Here is a 17,847-nt window from a genome sequence, read left to right as displayed (position 1 = left end):
CGCAGTCGTCAACTCGGTGGGTAAGTGATGTTAGTGCCGTCCACGTGGGCGAAAGGCGTCAGCTTGTGGGGCCGGGCAGAAGACTTCGACATGATGTCGAGGACCTTGACCCCACGAACCAGGAGCGCGTCGCCGATCAGTGAGCGGTGGCACCGCCACGGCACCGCCTCGGAACACATGATGGCCAGGTCGTCGTGCTTGGCGTGCGAGACGAGGTCGTCCACCGCGGCCGCGAACTCTGGCGTCTGCATGTAGTCGGCATAACCCCTGAACGAGGCGTTGCGCCAGCCGCCGTTGGGGCTGCCTTCGTGCGCGCGCCGCAGGCCGCCCAGGGCCCTGACCCAGCGGTAGCTGATGCCGGCGGCGCGGAGGCTGGCGGCAAGGGCGTCCTTCATGAACTGGGGGTTGTGGCGCGACTTGGGGATGGTGCGAACGTCCACCAGGCGCTTCACGCCGTGCGCCTGCAGCAACGCGGTGAACTCCTCGATCGGGTGAGTCGAATGACCTACCGTGTAGATGGTGGTGCCGTCCACGGCCCCATGGTAGCGAGGGTCGGAGGCCCGTGCGGTCGCCCGGGCTTCCGCAGGAGGGGGCGTAGGCCGGACGCGCTGCGGGGCGGTTCCGTCGGCCGGACGCGCTTCGAGGCGGCTCTTAGCCCCGACTATGGGTGCGGTGGCCTAGCGGTGCATCGCGTCTCACCGGCGGCGCGCCGTGGTCGGCCCGCTACCTTTGATCTCACTCGTATCGTTGTTCGGCGTCGTGTAGTTCTCCATCTTCCCTAGGTCGGACCGCATGGCCCAGGCCACGCGCGCGCCCTCCGGCGTCGTCGCCAACAGGCGGTACTGGTACGGCTGCCGTGGCGAGGCCGTGCTGATGACGTAGCGCTTGCCCTGGAAAATGACTTCTTCACCGACGCTGAAGCTCACCATGCGCCCAGCCTACCCTCAAGACGGCCCCGCCGACAGGGGCATTCGGTCCCCGCGCCGCTTCCAGCGGGTCCACAACGCGCCCCTCGAGCCTAGGCCGCGAAAATGGGCTCGCGCAGAGCAGGGAAGAGGCCGCGGCTCAGGCCGCGTTCGAGGAGCCGGCGCGCGGCGCGTTCGCCATCGACCCCGACATCCAGCGAGTAATCGTTGACGTAGAGGGCGATGTGTTGCCGCCGAACCTCCTCCGACATCTCCTGGGCGTTGGCGGCCACGTACTCGGTGGACGCGCCGGGCCGACGCCAGGCGTACTCGAGGCTGGCCCTTACGAGCCCTGCCAGCCGCGTGTGCATCGCCGCGCCCAGCGAGCGCCTGGCCACTATCGCTCCGAGGGGGACGAGTTCGCCCACCTCGCCCTCCCACCAGGCGCCCAGGTCGACCAGGGCATGAAGACCATGAGTCATGTAAGTGAAGCGACTCTCGTGGATGATGAGGCCGGCGTCCACTTCGCCGCCTGCCACGGCCGGGATGATGGCGTCATAGCGCAGCTCCTCGAGTTCCAGTCCCTCGGGCCGCCACAGCTCGAGGAGGAGTTTGGCCGTGGTGCGGCCACCGGGGACGGCGACGCGCTTGCCCCGAAGGTCGAGGCCGGGCGTTCTGGCCACGACCAGCGGCCCGACGCCGCGGCCGAGCGCGCCGCCACTGCGCAGCATCACGTAATCGGACGAGATGTGGCCGTAAGCGTGGTAGCTGACCTTGGCAACGTCGAGCCGCCCGGCCGCGGCCGAGCGGTTGAGGGCCTCTACGTCGTCCAGTAGGACGACGAACTCGAGGTCCGCGGCGGACTCTAGGAGGCCGTGGGTGAGGGCGTGGAAGATGAAGGTGTCGTTGGGGCACGGCGAGTAGCCGAGCGACAGGCGGTTACTCACCCTTCGTCGCTCGGCTCGCGAGCGCCGGCGCTGCCCCCGAGCAGCCGCGCGTGCTCGATTTTCGTGCACTTGTCCTGCACCACCGTGATGCCGGCGGCCTCCAACTGAGCGGCGGCCTCGTCGTTGCGGATGCCTAGTTGGAACCAAACGACCTTGGGTAGCGGGCGCATGGCCAGGATGTCGGGCACGTGCGCCGGGATGTCGACGGGGCGCCTGAAGACGTCCACCAGGTCGACCGGCTGCGAGATCTCGGCGAGCGTGGCCGTCACGGGCTCGCCGAACAACTCACCGCCGGCTGCCACCGGGTTCACCGGCAGCACGGTGTAGCCGTGCCGCTGCAAGTAGAGAGGCACCTGATTCGCGGCCCTGTCGCTCTTCGTGCTCGCGCCCAGGATCGCGATGGTGTGGGTGTCATCGAGCACCTTGCGTAGTTGGTCGTCACTGATTGCCATGCACTCAATGTATCCCTGAGTTGCGACCGCGGCCGGTATCCGTATGGCCGCGCTCACGTGCGCCGCGCCGCGAGCAACCCTGTGACAAGCTGGGCCCATGCCGGGCTCACGGCGTCCACCTGGCGAACGCTCGTGGCCAACGTTCGGGCTGGCCGGGGTGGCGGCGTGGGGCCTGGTCAACGAGCGGGCGATCACGCTCGTGGCTCTTGGTGCGTTGCTACTGGCCGGGGTATTGGTCATCAACCTTCCGGCACTGGGTGCCTGGTGGTACGCACGGCGCTTCGGCCTGAGCGCGGCGGCTTTACCGGCCGCACAGCGCCTGGTGGCCGGCGACCGAGTGCTCGTGGTCGCACCCCATCCGGACGACGAGGTGCTGTGCTGCGCCGGGATGGTGCTCCAGGCCCATGAGGCGGGAGCCCAGGTGTGGATCGTTTACGTGACCGCCGGTGACGCCTTCGAGCTGGACGCGATCCTCCTGGAACGCAAGGTGTGGACGAGTGGCGAACCCATGCTCGAGCTGGGGCGCCGAAGGCTGGACGAGGCGCGGACCGCGGCCGCCATGCTCGGCGTGGCGCACGACCACGTGGTCGTGCTCGGCTTCCCGGACCGCGGCCTACGCGCGCTGGTCGACGGTGACCCTAAGAAACTCTTCCGCTCGCGGTTCACTCTTCGCTCCAGCGTGCCTTACGAGGCGGCGCAGTCGCCCGGCCTCGCCTATACGGGGGAGAACTTGCGGGCAGAGTTGCGGAGAGTGTTAGCGGCGGTGAACCCGACCGTGGTCCTGGCGCCCATCCCGCGCGACGCGCATCCAGATCACCGTGCCGTGGGTGAACTCATGATCGAGCTACTGGGTGAGCGCCGCCAACTCGACATCGGGCGCTGGTGGATCGTGCATGGCGACCGCGAGTGGCCCCTGCCTAAAGGCGTGCATCTACGCCAACCGCTGTTCCCACCGTTGCGGGCGCGGAACGTTGCGTGGGAGCGCTTCGACTTGGAGCCGCAGTGGGTAGAGACCAAGCTCCGCGCGATCTACGCCTACCGGAGCCAGGTCGACCTGATGCGGCGCTTCCTCGAAGCGTTCGCGCGGCGCAATGAGCTGGTCAGCCGCTCACCGGCCGAGAACCAGTACCGAGCGCCGTGACCAGCGTCAGGTGCGTTTCGTCGTGCCCTGTCCAGGGCCGCCACAGCGGGCTTGCGCCGGCAGCCCATTGCTCGAACCCCGAGGAGAGGTAGAGGTTCACGGCTGCCACGTGGCCGGCAGTGGTCGAGAGTTGCAGGCCTTGCACGCCGCGGGCGGCGGCGGCGGTCAGGAACGCGCTGAGGAGCGCGCGGCCGGCGCCGCCGCCACGGCTGGCCGGCAGCAGCGCCAGGTGGAGGTGTGCCGGGTAGATCCGGGCCGGAGCGGCAGGCGTCCTGAAACGCAGCGCGCGCCAACCGTACCTGAGTGCCGTGCGCCAACCGGGACTACACCCGCAGCGTGCCAGCGCCGCTACGGTCCTTGGCAGGCGCGCGAGCAGCCCGCGAGCATAGTCGGTCGGCTGGTCGACGCCGACGCAGTAGCCGACCACCTTGCCCGCTTGGGTGACGGCCACGTGACCGTGGCCCGCATGCAAGTAGGGCTGCACCCACAACTCGCCGAAGAGCTCGGGACACGGGAAGAACACCGCAGCCGAGGCTCCGAAGAACGCCGTCTCGAACGCCACGTCTGCGATTGCCCGGGCGTCCGCGGTGGTTGCCGGGCGCACGCTGAGAGAGCTGTTGAGAAGGTCGGAGTCCATGACTGCACCGACGGCCGTGGTCGTGCGGCCAGTCTAGCGCCGGCACGCTGGTGCGCGTGGGGCAGGTGAGCCGACACGCTGGTGCGCGTGGGGCAGGTGAGCCGGGCCGGCGCTCTCGATCGAGAAGCCGAGGGACGTTCCCGCGTCCCGTTGTAACCTGACACCCCGCTCTGCTAGAATCGAGCGCTGTGTGCGATGTTGGTGAGGTGTAAAGCGCGCTTGCCGCGCCCGCCAGCCATACGCGTCGCCACGACAACTCACCCAGGAGGTGGAGTCCATTTCGAAAGAGCTGAAAGTGAACGAGCAGATCCGCGTGCGTCAGGTGCGCCTCATAGGGTCCGATGGCCAACAGGTCGGCATCGTCGAGACCCGTGACGCGCTTCGCATGGCACGCGAGGAAGACCTCGATCTCGTAATGGTGGGCGAGGCGGCGCAGCCGCCGGTCGCCAAGCTGCTGGACTACGGTAAGTACCGTTTCGAGTTGCAGCAGCAGACCAAGGACGCCCGCCGGCGCTCCCGCCAACAGGAGATGAAGTCGATCAAGTTCCGCGTCAAGATCGACGATCACGACTACGAGACCAAGGTCAACCACATCCGCCGTTTCCTCAAGGGTGGTCACAAGGTGAAGGTGACCATCATGTTCCGCGGCCGTGAGCGCACCCACCCAGAACTGGGGCAGGGGATCCTCAACCGCGTCGCCTCCGACGTCACGGAGCTGGCCGTGGTCGACGCCGCCCCGATGATCGCGGGGATGGACATGAACATGATCCTGCGCCCGGCGGGAGTACCGGTGGAGAGCTGACGCTCTGCACGCTCACGAGTATGCCCGAGTGGGCAGCTCCACGTCCGATGTAGTAACCTCTATGGGCCCTAGCCCCAAGAGGGCGAGGCCGACGCTTGGACCGAACCGGACACCAGCGACGGAAGCTTTAGGAGAGAGACAGCATGCCGAAACTCAAGACCCATAAGGGCACCAAAGCCCGTGTGAAGATCACAGGGCGAGGTAAGGTCAAGGCGATGCGCTCAGGCAAGCGACACCTGAACTACAAGAAGTCAGGCCGCAGGATTCGCCAGGGCCGCAGGGACCTAATCATCGCCAAGCCAGAGGCAGAGCGCATCAAGACGCTGCTGCCCTACGACTGAGGGGGTGAATCATGCCTAGAGCCAAGACCGGCATCGTTCGCCGTCGCCGTCACCAGAAGATCCTCAAGCGCGCCAAGGGTTATTGGGGCTTACGCTCCAAGAGCGTGCGCGTCGCGCAACAGACGCTTCTCAACGCCGCCGATTACGCGTATCGCGACCGCCGTGACAAGAAGGCCGTGTTCCGCCGCCTATGGATCGCGCGCATCAACGCAGCCGCGCGTATCGAGGGCGTGAGCTACTCGCGCTTCGTCGCCGGCCTGCGCAAGGCGGGCGTGCAGCTCGACCGTAAGGTTCTGGCCGACCTGGCAGTGCGCGAGCCGTCCGCCTTCAAGGCACTGGTCGACGTCGCCCGTAACGCCTGAGCCAAACGACTGCGGGAATGCAAGACGCCGCCATGACCATCGGTCCGGCGGCGTCACTGCTTTGTGGCCCGGCGGGCACGGCGTCGCCGGTCAGCGGCTACGCGTCCGAGGGCCGCGGTTCCCTCGCGGTTGCCGTGCCTCACGCTAAGATGACCGCGTGAGTTCCTCGGGCGATTTTGCGGCGGGACCGGCTACGGCCACCGGCCAGAGTCCGCGCGAGCGAAAGAAGGCGGACCGCCGCGAGCGCATCTTGGGTAGCGCGATGGCGCTCATCGAGGCGCGCGGCCTCAAGGGTGCCACGTTCGAGCTCATAGCGGCGCGCGCGGGCGTATCCCGGGGCACGGTGTTCAACTACTTCCCCAACAAGCAGAGCATCCTGGTTGCCTATTTCGCCCGCCAGTTGGACGCCCTGGCCCGGCGGGTGGAGAAGAAGCGGGCGGGGGCGGGTTTCGACGCACTTGCCGAGATCGGCTTCCTGTTTACCGAGTTGGCCGCGTTCGCCGCGGCCCACCCCGAACTCATCCTCCCCATCTCGTTCGAGCTGCTCGACCCGAACGAGGAACGCTCACGTGCGGCGTTCCTGGCGTTGCCGTTGGTGGAGATGTTCAGGGACGCGCTCAGGCGGGCGCAGTCGGCAGGCCAGGTGAGGCTGGACTACTCCTCGGAGCGCCTGGCGCGTTCGCTTGCCAACGCGTACTTCATCACCGCGCTACAGTGGGCTGCCTACCGGCAAGACCGGTCTGTACACGAGGAGTTGGCGGTCGCCCTGCGGCTTGCCCTGGACGGCTTGCGGGTCTGAGTTGCAGGAGTCGCTCTCTCAGTAACCCGCCGCCAAGTCGACGAGGTTCCGCGGCTCGCCGCGCGCCAGGCCGGCAAGCGTTTCCAACGTGTCGAGTGCCGACGCCCTCTGCCAGTCAGGCACGGCGTCCGCCCGGTGAGGGCTCATCACCACGTTGTCCAGTTCTTGGAACGGGAACTTGCTGGGGAACGTCCTGATCAGACCGTACCCTCTCGGGGGATAGTCGTACCAGACGTCGATCCCGGCGGCCTTGAGGCGCCGCTCGGCGAGGGCGCGGTAGAGCGCCTCCTCGTCCACGACCGCACCCCGGCCAACGTTCACCAGCACCGCGGAGGGCTTCAATGCCGCCAGCTCGGCCGGCCCCACCCGGCCTACCGTTTCCGGCGTCGCCGGTAGGCTGATGAGGACCACGTCGGCGGCCGCGAGGGCTTCGAGCAGGTCGGACGGGCCGTAAGTGAAGACGCCCTCCTCGGCCTCCTGACGCCGCCGCCACGCGCGCACCTCCATGCCCAGTGCCCTCAGGGGGGCGACCTGGGCCTTGGCGATGTGACCGAAGCCGAGGAGCAGCGCCACCTTGCCGGGGAGGAAGAGGCTGACCGGGGCCGTGGCTTCGTCCTTGCCCCAGTCGCCGCGGCGCATGGCCCCGTCGGCCACCACCACGTCGTGGGTGCAGGCAAACATGAGGGCTAGGGCATGATGTGCCACCATGACGGCGTTGTAGTGGGAGTTGTGGACGCTCACCCCGGGCCGCGCCAGGGCCGCCTCGCGCAGTTCCGGGCTCAGGCCCGCGAACGGCACGACGATGTGCCGCAGTGCCGGCCCCGTGAGCAGGCCGGGGGGCGCCGACCCGGTGACTATCACCTCGGCCCAGTCGCGGTCCGAGGCCGCCACCTCACCCGGGCCGGCGAAGCGCAGTTCCACGCCCTGCGGCACGGGAAGACCGCGCGCGGCGGCGGCGGTCTTGGCGTTGCGCCACAGCACCTTGAGGCTCATGCAGCGACTCTACCGCGGCCGCACCTATATCCTGAACGGCATGCGCGTCATCAACTCGACTTCAGCGGCCCTCGCCTGGTGCGAGGAGCGCATCGGCCGATCCTCACCGGACGAGGCCCTCGAAGCCAGCGTCCGGGAGATAATCGCGGACGTTCGACAACGCGGCGACGCCGCTCTCGTGGACCACACCGCACGCTTCGACGGCGTCGACTTGAGCGGCGTGCTCGTCGGGGCGGCCGAACTGGAGGGGGCCGAGTCGGAGCTCGACCCGGAACTGGCCGCGGCCATCAGGTTGGCGGCCAGGCGCGTGGAAGAGTACTACCGCCACCAGCCCGAAGGCGGCTTCTTGTACGCGGCAGACGGCGCCATGCTGGGCCAGCTCGTGGTGCCGCTCTCGAGCGTGGGCTGCTACGTGCCGGGCGGCAGCGCCCCGCTCTTCTCGAGCGTGCTCATGACGGCCGTGCCGGCCAGGGTGGCGGGCGTCGAGCGGGTGGTAGTGGCCACGCCGCCGGCCGAGGACGGCAGCGTGCCGGCCGCGGTGCGGTTCGCAGCCAGACTGGCGGGCGCCGACCAGGTCATGAGGGTCGGCGGCCCACAAGCCATCGCCGGCCTCGCCTACGGCACGGCCAGCGTCCAGCGCGTGGACAAGGTCGTCGGCCCCGGCAACCGCTACGTGGTCGAGGCCAAGCGGCAGCTATACGGCACGGTGGGCATAGAGTCCCTGCCCGGCCCCACGGAGACGCTGGTGGTGGCGGACGACTCGGCCGACGCGGGGCACGTGGTTGCCGACCTGCTGGCGCAGGCCGAGCACGCGGGCGCGCAGCCCGTGCTCGTGACGCCCAGCCTGGCGCTGCTGGAGCACGTCCTGGAGGCCCTTCCTCGGGCCGCCGCCGCCCTGCCCGACCCGCGGTCGGCCGGCCAGTCGGTAGAGGAGCGAGGCGTGGCCGTGCTCGTGGAGGACCTGGACGCGGCCATGGTCGTCGCGAACGCCTACGCGCCCGAACACCTCTGCTTGCTGGTAGATGACCCCTGGAGCCTGGCCGCGAAGGCGCGCAACGCCGGGGGTCTCTTCCTCGGCGCCAACAGCCTGGAGGCCCTGGGCGATTACGTCGTCGGGCCCAGCCACGTCATGCCTACCGGCACCACGGCGCGCTTCAGTTCCTTCCTGAACCTGCGCGATTTCCAGAAGGTGATGCCCCTCACCTACTTGTCTCGCGCCGTGGTCGAGGACGTCGGCCCGGCGGCCGCCTTTATGGCGCGGGCCGAGGGCCTCGAGGCCCACGCCCGCGCCGTCGAGTCGCGCCTGCGGCGCTAGTCGTTCGCTTCGGTGACCTCAGGCGCGTTGGCGGCGGCTTGCTTGGGCGCCGGCCCGAGGCCCGTTGCCGCCAGCACCGCGGCCTCGTCCAGGGTCTCGTGCTCCAGCAGCGCCTTCGCCAAGTCGTCGAGCTGGGCTCTGTGCTCCTTCAGGAGCTCGACCGCCTGGGCGTAGCTCTCTTCGATGATCCGGCGCACCTCGTCGTCGATCAAGCGCGCGGTGGCCTCGCTGTACGGCTTGCCCTCCAGGCCGAAGCTCTCGGCGCCTCCCAGGTAGGTGTTCCCCTTGGGCGCCAGGGCGAGCGGGCCGACCCGGTCGCTCATGCCCCAGCGGGTCACCATCTGGACCGCCACCGCGCTGGCCTGTTCGAGGTCGTTCTGGGCGCCCGTGGTGCGGTCACCGTAGACGATCTCCTCGGCCGCGCGGCCGCCCATGGCGCCGACGATGCGCGCCCTGAGGTGGGTGTCCGAGTAGTTGTAGCGGTCGTCCACGGGACGCTGGTACGTGACGCCCAGCGACTGCCCGCGCGGCGTGATGGTGACGCGCGTGACGGGATCGGCCCCAGGCACGACGAGCCCGAGGATCGCGTGACCACTCTCGTGGTAGGCGGTGCGGGTGCGGTCGGCGAGGCTCAACACCACGCTCCTGACGGGCCCGAGCACCAGCTTCTCGAGGGCGTCCTCGAAGTCGCGTTGCGTTACGCTGTCCTGCCTGCGCCGTGCGGCCAGCAGGGCGGCCTCGTTGACGAGGTTGCGCAGGTCGGCGCCGACCAGGCCCGGCGTGATGGAGGCGATGACCGCGAGGTCCACGTCGGGCGCCAGCGGCACGTTGCGGGTGTGAACCTCGAGGATCTTCGCCCGCCCGACCTTGTCGGGCGGCTGAACCGTGACGCGCCTGTCGAAGCGACCGGCGCGCAGCAGCGCCGGGTCGAGCACGTCGGGACGGTTGGTGGCCGACAGCACGATCACGCCCTCGCGCGTGCTGAAGCCGTCCATCTCCGTCAGGATCTGGTTGAGTGCCTGCTCCTGCTCGCCGGTGCCGCCGAAACTGCTGCGCCCCCTGGCCCGGCCGATGGCGTCCAGCTCGTCGATGAAGATGATGGAAGGGGCGGCCTCGCGCGCCTGCTTGAACAGGTCGCGCACGCGGCTGGCGCCCACGCCGACTATCATCTCGACGAACTCGGAGGCGTTCATGCTGAAGAACGGGACGCCGGCCTCCCCGGCCACCGCTCGCGCCAGCAACGTCTTGCCCGTGCCCGGCGCTCCGACCAGGAGCACGCCCTTGGGCGCGGTGCCGCCGAGACGCGTGTACCTGTCGGGGTTCTGGAGGAAGTCGACGATCTCGACAAGCTCGTTTCGCGCCTCGTCGATGCCGGCCACGTCGTCGAAGGTGACGCGTTCGGCGTCAGAGGCCTCGTCGTAGCGTTTGACTGCGCTCTTCCCGAGGCCGAAGGCGCCTCCCAGGCCGCCTGCGCCTGCGCCGCTCCTGAGCCGGCGGCCCATCCACACGATCAGGGCGACCAGCGCGAGCGTCGGACCGAACGCGAGCAGCAGGGTGAGCAGCGGGTTACGGGGGGTGTCCATCGAGGTCGCGCTGATCTCGACGCCGTGGTCGACCAGGAGTTTCTCGAGATCGGTGCCGACGAAGGTGGGAACGGTGGTGGTGAACTTCGTCACCTCGACCGGCTCAGAAGCGTTGCCCTCGCTGCCGCTGCCCTCCTCGGGCGTGGCGGTCGGCGGCGGATACGTGATCGGCTTCGCCAGCAGGCCCTGCAGCGTGTCGCCACGGCTGGCGACCGTGACGACGTTCCCGGCCGTGACCTGCTCCGTGAAGAGCGTGTAGGGGATCTCGACGGGTTTTCCCGGGCCCGGGAACACGAAGGTCACGAGGACGTAGTTGACTATGAATATGCCGACGAAGATGAGCCAGATGGGGAGCCTGCGCTTGGGGCTTCCTTCCGGCGGCGCGCCGCCCTCACCCGTTGGCCCGCGGCCCTCGCGCTTCGGCGCGCCGCCGTCGCCCCTCGGCGTTCGCGAGGGTGGTCCGGGTGGCCTGCTGCTCACCGCCTCACGCCCCGCGGTCGGCCCCGCCGCCCAAGGCCTCGACGCCGCGCTCGATGCGCCCCTTTAGCCCACGGAGCCTGAAGCCGAGGACGATGAGCGTCAATCCGAACAGGAGCGCATACAGGCCCAGGACCCAGACCATCGAGAGGATGCCGACCCCGGGACGGGCGAAGAAGACGATGCCGAGGACCAGCGACAACACGCCGCCGAGGGCGAGCAGCCACTCGTTGTCGATCTCCTTGCGGAGCCGGATCGCCATCACGATCCGGAAGATGCCCGAGAGGACCGCCCACGCGGCGACGACGAGCACGAAGGCGACTGCGGTAAGGCCCGGCACCGCCAGGGTGACGAGGCCGGCGGCGATGCTTATCAGTCCCTCGACGAGCTGGACCCACCACCTCCCCTCGGCCCTGCCGAAGAGCACGGCGACCAGGGCGAAGGCGCCGTCCACCAGCGCGAACGCTGCGAACAAGGCGAGCAGGACGGTGAGCGTGAGCGCCGGCCAGACGAGCGCAGCGACGCCGAACAGCAAGCCGACGACACCCCGCAACACGATGGCCCACCAGTTGGTCGTGAATAGCCTGAACATGGACGCCTCCCGTCCTTACCCGACCCCACGCGCTGCTAGCATCACGCTCGCGCGTCAGTGGTTCCCGCGCGCACTGTCGATCTCGACACCGCTGGCGGCGCCACGTGCGGAGAGGGCCTTTCTCTCATCTTAGCCGCTGTCGGAGCAAATTGGATGCCCGCGGGCACCTGCCCGACATCCGGCGAGCCGGAACGCAGTGCCAGGGCCGGCGGGCCGCTCGGCACCAGTACGAGCCTCAGAGGAAGGGGTTGCTCGCTGACTCCGCTGCGACCGTGGTCGGCTCGCCGTGCCCGGGCAGCACCCTGGTCTCTGCGGGCAGCGAGAGTAGCTCGCGGCGGATGCTCTCGAGCAACTGCTCGTGATCACCGTAAGGAAGGTCGGTGCGGCCTATGGAGCCCTTGAACAGGGCGTCTCCGGAGAGGACCGTGGCGGCGTCCTCCAAGTAGAAGGCGACGTGTCCGGGGGCGTGCCCCGGGGTGTGCAGCACGCGGGCGCTTACGGCTCCCGACACCAGCGTCTCACCGTGGCCGAGGGCCACGAAGTCGGTGGGGGGCGCCTCGATCTCTATGTTCCACCGGGCCGCCGACTGGGCGGCGTGCCGCAGGAGCTGCTCGTCGGCCGGATGCATGTGGACGGGCACGCTCCCCGCGGCGCGCAACAGTCCCGCGACGCCGCCCACGTGGTCGAAGTGCGCGTGGGTGAGCCAGACGGCCTTCAGGGTCCACCCGCGTTCCTTGAGGGCCGCGGCCAGGTCCTCACCCTCGCCACCAGGGTCCACGACCACGACGTCGCCCCCCTCGATGAGCAGGTAGCCGTTGGCCTTCAGGGGCCCGAGCGGGACGGTCACTATCTCCAATTTCGTTCTCCTCTGTGCCGCGGCGCTCTGCGCCTGTGCGTCATGGCGCGAAGGATGTCGAGGTACATGCGGACGCGGACCCGCGCCCCGCGCCAGAAGCCGCGCTTCTCTTCCTTCATGATCTGCGAGACGCCCGGCAACGGCACGTTGAGGCAGCGCCAACCGGCGTCCGCCGCGTGGAACGTGATGGCGACCTCGACGCCGTAGCGGCTCTCCGCGAGCCCCGGTACTCCCAACAGGAGGGAGCGCTTCACGGCCCTCTGACCGCTCAGTTGTGGCGCCACGTGCTGCGCGGTGGTGGTCGTCCAGCGGCCGCCCTCGAACGCGCCGCGGGTCATCTCGGCGCGGCCCTCCAACACGGGCGCCGCCAGCGCCATGACGTGCTCCGGCTCTAGCCCGACGAGATCGGCATCGAGCATGACTATGACCTCGCTGGTCAGAGCCGCGGCGCCGGCGTGAAGCGCCCCACCCTTGCCCCGGTTCTCCGGAAGGGTGAGGACCTCCGCGCCGGCCGCGGTGGCCGTCTGGCTCGTGCCATCGGTGGACCCGTCGTCCACGACGAGCACGCGACCGGTGCCGGCGGCTAACGCCGCCCGAACTACGGTGCCGACGTACGGCGCCTCGTCGAAGGCGGGGATGAGCACGTCCACCCTCGGTGTTTGGCCGGCGCCCTCCTGCTCCGCCGAGCGGCTCATCAGGTGAACAGCGCGCTCAGTTCACGGAACGTTATCAGCACGATGAGCGCCATCACCAGCATGATCCCGGCGAAGTGGAACTTCTCCTCCTGGCCCGGCTGGAACGGTTTGCCCCGCAGCGCCACGATGACGGCCAGGAACATGCGACCGCCGTCGAGCCCCGGGATCGGGAGCAGGTTGAACACGCCCAGCGAGAAGTTGATGACCGCGGCCAGCAGGAGCACGCTGGCCAGGCCCACCCGCGTGGCCTGCGACACGAGCGAGACCATGCCGACAGGACCCGCCACCTCGGGGTTGGGGGCGCCGGTGATGGCGGCCCCGAAGCCGGCCACGAAGCCCTTGGCGATCTCGGGCACGACCCGGATGCCGAAGGCGGCACTCTCGCCCAGCGCGTCGAGGTAGCTCACCGGCGGCAAGATGGCGCCGATCTCGACGCCAAGCCGAGGCGTCTCGCCGGCCACGTCGAGGGGCCACGGGGTCGAGATGTTCACCTCGGCGCCGCCGCGTTGGAGCACGAAGTCGAGGTGGTCCGCCTGCTGGACCTGCTGCACGAGTACGTCAGGAATAGGGTCGGCGACGCCGTTCAGGAAGAGCACGCGGTCGCCGTCGTGGAAGCCGAGTTGCGCCGCGTGCGAGTCGGGCATGACTCGCGAGATGACGGACCCTTGCGCCACCACGGTAGCGCCGGTTATCTCGCGGAACGCCGGCTGCAAGGTGATGGCCGCAGCCAGCAGCAGCGTGCCGAGCACGTAGTTGGCGATGACGCCGCCGACGAAAACCCAGAGTTTCGCCATGATCGGCAGTTTCGCCACGCCCTCGTCGGGATGGTGAAGGGTGCCGTCCTCGTCGACCTTCGGCCCCATGCCCGGCAGGTCGACGTAACCGCCCAGCGGCAAAAGGCTGAGCCGCCACTCCGTACCCCGCCACTTGACGCGGGCGAGTACCGGGCCGATGCCGACGCTGAAGGCGCGCACGGCGACCCCGACGCTGCGGGCGTTCACGTAGTGCGCCAGCTCGTGCACGACCACGGCGCTAGTGAGTATCAGTGCGAAGGTAATTGCTGTGAGCATTCTCTATCCAGGGCTCCTACCCCGCCAAGTATGTCAGACGGGACGCTTCGGGCCCGCATCCTGGCCCTTCGAAAGCTCGCGCACGAGGTCGGTCTTGCTCAGCAGGCCCACCACCTTGCCGGCGGCGTCGGTGACCACGAGGCGACCGAGGCGTCCCTCGCCTATGCGCTTCAGGGCGTCCATGGCGCTCGCCCCCTGGTCGATGGTCTCGGCCGGCTCGAGGATGTCGGCGACGGTGGCGTCGGGATCGACCTCGGCGAGCTGCTGCTCCTGCACTGCCTCCGACCCGCCCGACTGCCGCCCGAAGGGATCGCCGATAGGCCCACGGTCGTCGGCTCCACTTTGTGACGGTTTGTGTTTGGCAGCCGCCATGCGAGCGAAGCCCAGCAGCTCGCCCGCAGCGTCGACCACCGGATAGCCCGTATGCGGCCGGAAGTGGATGAGCTGCAAGAAGTGGGCGAGGCGCATGTCGGGCGTGACGGTGACCGGGTTCGGCGTCATGAGGTCGGCGACCGTCTTACCCTCGAACGCTTGCGCCAGCAGGGATGCTTGAGCCTCCATGCGACCTGCGTTGTAGATGAAGAACGCCATGACGACCAGCCAGAGTTGCAAGCTGAAGAAGCCGTAGAGGCCGAGAGCGATGGCCATGATGCCGCTGACCGTGGTCGACACGAGGGTGGCCCGCTCCTGGGGGAGAACCAGTGCTAGCAGGCTGCGCAGCACGCGCCCGCCGTCCATGGGGATGGCCGGGATGAGGTTGAAGAGGGCGAGCGCCACGTTCGTGATGCCGACGTAGCCGACCAGCATGACCAACGCGCTCGACCCCGTCAGGGAGGGGGCCAGGCGCAGCAGGCCGAAGCCGATGGCGAAGCTCACGATGGGCCCCACGATGGCCACGACCGCCTCGGCGCCGCGCTGCTTGGGCATCTGGTCGAACTGGGCGACGCCGCCCAAGAACCAGAGGCGGATCTCACGCACCTCTACCCCATACAGGCGCGCCACCACGGCATGACCCAACTCGTGGACGATAACGCTGGCGAAGAGCCCGAGGGCGCCGGCCAGCCCGAGGACCCAGGGGGTGACGCCTTGCGTGATGCCGCTGACGTCCACGCTGATCCCCAGAGCGGTCCTGAACAGCTCGGCGTAAGCGGGCAGTTGGCTGCCGATGATGTAGGCGAACAAGGGAAGGATGAGGAGGAAGCTGTAGTCGAGGCGCACGGGTATGCCGAGCAGCTTGAAAGGCAGTTTCAACCCGCCGGTGCCGCCCACGCCTAGCTCGCCACCAACCGCGCGTGGTGCTGCGCTACGTGCCGCGCCTCCGCGTCGGCCGCCGCGATGGCGTCCCAGGTAAGGGCGGCCGCCGGCGCCTCGTCCAAGACTTGCTCGAGCACAAGGGGGATGGCGTCGAAGCTCAACCGGCCGTTCAAGAACGCCTCCACGGCCACCTCGTCCGCCGCGTTCAGGAAGGTGGGCGCCAGGCCGCCCGCTCGGCCCGCGCGGTAGGCGAGGTTCAGGCTGGGGAAGCGCTGGTGGTCTGGTTCCTCGAACGTCCAACTGCCCCTGAGTGGAAGGGCCGCCAGCGGTGTGTGAGGCCGTTCGGGGCCGACCAACGCGTACTGGATGGGTAGGCGCATGTCGTGGGGTCCTACGACCGCCTTGAGCGTGCCGTCCTTGAAGCGCACGAGGCCGTGAACGATCGACTGTGGATGCACCACCACCTCGATCTGCTCGAGCGGCATCTCGAAGAGGAAGTGCGCCTCCAACACCTCGAGGCCCTTGTTGAAGAGGGTGGCCGAGTCGATCGTGACCTTGGGTCCCATGCTCCAGGTGGGGTGGTCGAGGGCCTGCGCCGGGGTTACGCGGGAGAGGTCCTTGGGTCCCTCGCGGAAGGGGCCGCCCGAGGCCGTAAGCACCAGCGCCGCCACCGTCGACCGGTCCTCGCCCACCAGGCACTGCTGCAGGGCCGAGTGCTCCGAGTCGACCGGCGTGATCCGCCCGCCGTGCTCTCGCGCCAGCTCCCACATGAGCGGTCCGGCCACGACCATGGCTTCCTTGTTGGCGAGCGCCACGTGCCTACCCGCGCGCAGCGCTGCAGCCGTGGGCGCCAGGCCGGCGATGCCGGGGATGGCGGCCACTACGACGTCGGCCTGTGCGGTCGCCACGGCCTCCAGCCCCTCAGCGCCGAAGACGATACGGGTGCCGCCGGGCAGTCGCTCACGCACCTCGTCGGCGACGGCCTCGTCAACGGCCACGAGCTCGGGGCGGAACTCGTGGGCCTGACGCAAGATCGACTCGGAGTTCCGGCCCGCGGCCAGGGCCACGACCCGGTGGCCATGCCAGCGCGCCACCTCGAGGGTTTGGGTGCCTATCGAACCCGTGGACCCGAGGATCGCCAGCCGCATCATCCTGGCATCATGCCATGCAGCACCCGCCGGCACCGCGTGCAGGGTGCATGGGCGGTGGTACCATCGGCCAAAGTCAAGGAGGAAGAGGATGCTTGTTAGCGAGTGGATGACACCCGACCCGCAGACGGTGAGCGCCGATACGCCGGTGATGGAAGCCATGCAGCGCCTGCGCGAGGGCGGTTATCGCCGGCTTCCCGTCACGCGTGACGGCAAGTTGATCGGCATCGTCACGGATCGCGACCTCAAGGAGGCAACCCCCTCCAAGGCGACCACGTTGTCGATCTATGAACTCAACTACCTACTCAGCAAGCTGAGGGTCAAGGACGTCATGAAGTCGCCCGTCATCACGGTCAGGGCCGAGGACCCGATAGAGCAGGCCGCACTGCTCATGGAGGAACACCGCGTCTCCGGCCTGCCCGTCCTGGACGGCAACGCCCTGGTGGGTATCCTGACCATCACCGACCTGATGCGTGCACTCGTGTCGTTCCTGGCGCTCAGGGAAGGCGGTATGCGCGTCACGGTGGATCTGCCCGACGAACCCGGCGTATTGGCCCGCGTGGCCGCGCAAGGCGCACCCTCGAACATCGTGGCGGCCGTGACGACCGGCATCCAGCCGGGCCACAAGCGCCGCCTCGTCCTGAGGGTCGCCGGTGAAGACGCCAAGGGCTTCGCGGACCGGCTGAAGAAGGCCGGCATCGAGGTCGTGGACGTCCGCTGAGCGAACACCGATGAACGAGCGGGAGGCAAGGGCGCTCGCCGCCGACTTGAGCAGCAGGGCGCAAGGTGGGCGCGTGGCGTTCAGCGAGTTCCTGGAGCCCGATGAAGCGGATGCCCTCATGGCCGAGCTGCGGGCGCAGGGCGTCAGGGCGAGCGCCTGGGGCGGTTACCCGGGCGCCAGGCGCCGCGTCGTGTGCGCGCTTCCCGACGCCGTCCCCGAGGCCACGCCGCAGCTCACTGCCCTGTACGTCGCCGGCGACGTCGACCCCGACTCGTTGCGGGCCGCCGCGCAGGCCACCGTAGGGCAAGGGCGCCTCGGCGACGCCGCCCGTCACCAAGACGGTGCCAGCCTGATCGTGCTGGCTCCCATGCCGCAGGAGCTGGCCTCGTTGCGGCGAGTGGCGGGGGCGCCGGTCGAACCGGAGGAGGTCAGACCCGAGCTTGCCTTCGGCGGCAACGTCAAGTCGCTCTCGACCGTCGTGCCGTCTTTGCGAGTAGATGTGCTGGGCGCACGCGCCTTCGGGGTCTCGCGCTCGTACTTCTCCAAGGGCGTCGCGGCAGGGCGGGTTACGGTCAACGGCAAGGTCGCCGGCAAGGCGACGAGCGCCGAGCAGGGCGACGAGGTCTACGCCGCCGGCCTGGGCCGCTTCAAGATCGACAGGGTGGAAGGTGAGACGCGGCGGGGCAACCTGAAGGTGACCCTGGCCGTCGAACGCGGGTAGGCCCGATGGGCCGCCGGGCGTCTTCATGCCAAGTCG

General features: G+C 69.1%; 21 protein-coding genes. 8 read left to right on the top strand and 13 right to left on the bottom strand.

Going from position 1 to position 17,847, the window contains the following annotated elements:
• Positions 1–8: 8 nt before the first annotated feature.
• The 4 genes from ROY82_07605 to ROY82_07590 form a co-directional block, all read right to left on the bottom strand.
• Positions 9–533 (bottom strand): DUF488 domain-containing protein, encoded by a 525-nt coding sequence (locus ROY82_07605; GenBank protein ID MDT3682324.1) that lies wholly within the window; start codon positions 531–533, stop codon positions 9–11.
• A 162-nt stretch (positions 534–695) separates the two neighbouring features.
• Positions 696–929: a hypothetical protein gene (locus ROY82_07600; protein MDT3682323.1), complete on the bottom strand. Its 234-nt coding sequence runs from the start codon at positions 927–929 to the stop codon at positions 696–698.
• Positions 930–1,018: 89 nt separating this feature from the next.
• On the bottom strand, positions 1,019–1,852 hold the full coding sequence (locus ROY82_07595; protein MDT3682322.1) for a 1,4-dihydroxy-6-naphthoate synthase: 834 nt from the start codon (positions 1,850–1,852) through the stop codon (positions 1,019–1,021).
• The gene (locus tag ROY82_07590; GenBank protein MDT3682321.1) at positions 1,849–2,304 is read right to left on the bottom strand and encodes a CoA-binding protein; all 456 of its coding nucleotides are present in this window, start codon (positions 2,302–2,304) and stop codon (positions 1,849–1,851) included. Before ROY82_07590 ends, ROY82_07595 begins: the two co-directional genes overlap by 4 nt.
• Before the next feature lie 97 nt (positions 2,305–2,401).
• Here ROY82_07590 and ROY82_07585 point away from each other — a divergent pair, with 97 nt between their 5' ends.
• On the top strand, positions 2,402–3,445 hold the full coding sequence (locus ROY82_07585) for a PIG-L family deacetylase (GenBank protein ID MDT3682320.1): 1,044 nt from the start codon (positions 2,402–2,404) through the stop codon (positions 3,443–3,445).
• Here ROY82_07585 and ROY82_07580 read toward each other — a convergent pair.
• Positions 3,405–4,082 (bottom strand): GNAT family N-acetyltransferase, encoded by a 678-nt coding sequence (locus tag ROY82_07580; protein ID MDT3682319.1) that lies wholly within the window; start codon positions 4,080–4,082, stop codon positions 3,405–3,407. The two genes, ROY82_07585 and ROY82_07580, sit on opposite strands and share 41 nt — an antisense overlap.
• 295 nt (positions 4,083–4,377) lie before the next feature.
• Between ROY82_07580 and infC the strand changes: the two genes are divergently transcribed.
• The 4 genes from infC (at position 4,378) to ROY82_07560 (ending at position 6,386) form a co-directional block, all read left to right on the top strand.
• On the top strand, positions 4,378–4,884 hold the full coding sequence (infC, locus tag ROY82_07575; GenBank protein ID MDT3682318.1) for a translation initiation factor IF-3: 507 nt from the start codon (positions 4,378–4,380) through the stop codon (positions 4,882–4,884).
• A 143-nt stretch (positions 4,885–5,027) separates the two neighbouring features.
• A complete protein-coding gene (rpmI, locus tag ROY82_07570; GenBank protein MDT3682317.1) occupies positions 5,028–5,225 on the top strand; it encodes a 50S ribosomal protein L35 in 198 nt (65 codons plus the stop codon).
• A gap of 11 nt (positions 5,226–5,236) precedes the next feature.
• Positions 5,237–5,587, top strand: coding sequence for a 50S ribosomal protein L20 (rplT, locus tag ROY82_07565; protein ID MDT3682316.1), 351 nt, complete (start codon positions 5,237–5,239; stop codon positions 5,585–5,587).
• A gap of 157 nt (positions 5,588–5,744) precedes the next feature.
• Positions 5,745–6,386 (top strand): TetR/AcrR family transcriptional regulator, encoded by a 642-nt coding sequence (locus tag ROY82_07560; GenBank protein ID MDT3682315.1) that lies wholly within the window; start codon positions 5,745–5,747, stop codon positions 6,384–6,386.
• Positions 6,387–6,404: 18 nt separating this feature from the next.
• On the opposite strand, the gene ROY82_07555 is transcribed toward ROY82_07560, so the two are convergent.
• The gene (locus ROY82_07555) at positions 6,405–7,379 is read right to left on the bottom strand and encodes an NAD(P)-dependent oxidoreductase (GenBank protein ID MDT3682314.1); all 975 of its coding nucleotides are present in this window, start codon (positions 7,377–7,379) and stop codon (positions 6,405–6,407) included.
• Between ROY82_07555 and hisD the strand changes: the two genes are divergently transcribed.
• On the top strand, positions 7,378–8,694 hold the full coding sequence (gene hisD, locus ROY82_07550) for a histidinol dehydrogenase (protein ID MDT3682313.1): 1,317 nt from the start codon (positions 7,378–7,380) through the stop codon (positions 8,692–8,694). The genes ROY82_07555 and hisD overlap by 2 nt on opposite strands.
• Here the strand turns inward: hisD and ftsH are convergent.
• The 7 genes from ftsH to dxr form a co-directional block, all read right to left on the bottom strand.
• Positions 8,691–10,757: an ATP-dependent zinc metalloprotease FtsH gene (gene ftsH / locus ROY82_07545; GenBank protein MDT3682312.1), complete on the bottom strand. Its 2,067-nt coding sequence runs from the start codon at positions 10,755–10,757 to the stop codon at positions 8,691–8,693. The two genes, hisD and ftsH, sit on opposite strands and share 4 nt — an antisense overlap.
• A 4-nt stretch (positions 10,758–10,761) precedes the next feature.
• Complete coding sequence (locus tag ROY82_07540) at positions 10,762–11,346, bottom strand: DUF308 domain-containing protein (GenBank protein ID MDT3682311.1); 585 nt, start codon at positions 11,344–11,346, stop codon at positions 10,762–10,764.
• Positions 11,347–11,581: 235 nt separating this feature from the next.
• Positions 11,582–12,193 (bottom strand): MBL fold metallo-hydrolase, encoded by a 612-nt coding sequence (locus ROY82_07535; GenBank protein ID MDT3682310.1) that lies wholly within the window; start codon positions 12,191–12,193, stop codon positions 11,582–11,584.
• A complete protein-coding gene (locus ROY82_07530) occupies positions 12,193–12,897 on the bottom strand; it encodes a glycosyltransferase (protein ID MDT3682309.1) in 705 nt (234 codons plus the stop codon). Before ROY82_07530 ends, ROY82_07535 begins: the two co-directional genes overlap by 1 nt.
• Entirely contained in the window at positions 12,897–13,967 is a 1,071-nt protein-coding gene (locus tag ROY82_07525; protein MDT3682308.1) for an RIP metalloprotease, read from the bottom strand. Before ROY82_07525 ends, ROY82_07530 begins: the two co-directional genes overlap by 1 nt.
• 33 nt (positions 13,968–14,000) lie before the next feature.
• Positions 14,001–15,236, bottom strand: a complete 1,236-nt coding sequence (locus ROY82_07520) for a site-2 protease family protein (protein ID MDT3682307.1) — start codon at positions 15,234–15,236, stop codon at positions 14,001–14,003.
• A 2-nt stretch (positions 15,237–15,238) separates the two neighbouring features.
• The gene (gene dxr, locus ROY82_07515; GenBank protein MDT3682306.1) at positions 15,239–16,372 is read right to left on the bottom strand and encodes a 1-deoxy-D-xylulose-5-phosphate reductoisomerase; all 1,134 of its coding nucleotides are present in this window, start codon (positions 16,370–16,372) and stop codon (positions 15,239–15,241) included.
• An 88-nt stretch (positions 16,373–16,460) separates the two neighbouring features.
• Between dxr and ROY82_07510 the strand changes: the two genes are divergently transcribed.
• Positions 16,461–17,090 (top strand): CBS and ACT domain-containing protein, encoded by a 630-nt coding sequence (locus tag ROY82_07510; GenBank protein ID MDT3682305.1) that lies wholly within the window; start codon positions 16,461–16,463, stop codon positions 17,088–17,090.
• Positions 17,091–17,100: 10 nt separating this feature from the next.
• Positions 17,101–17,811 carry a S4 domain-containing protein gene (locus ROY82_07505; protein ID MDT3682304.1) on the top strand — a complete coding sequence of 237 codons (711 nt, stop codon included), beginning with the start codon at positions 17,101–17,103 and terminating at the stop codon, positions 17,809–17,811.
• The last annotated feature ends 36 nt before the right edge of the window (positions 17,812–17,847 follow it).

The organism is Truepera sp., assembly GCA_032027045.1.
In the GTDB taxonomy this organism is placed as follows: Bacteria; Deinococcota; Deinococci; order Deinococcales; family Trueperaceae; genus JAAYYF01.
Note: the sequence above shows the minus strand (reverse complement) of the source record. Positions and strands in the feature narration are given on the sequence as shown.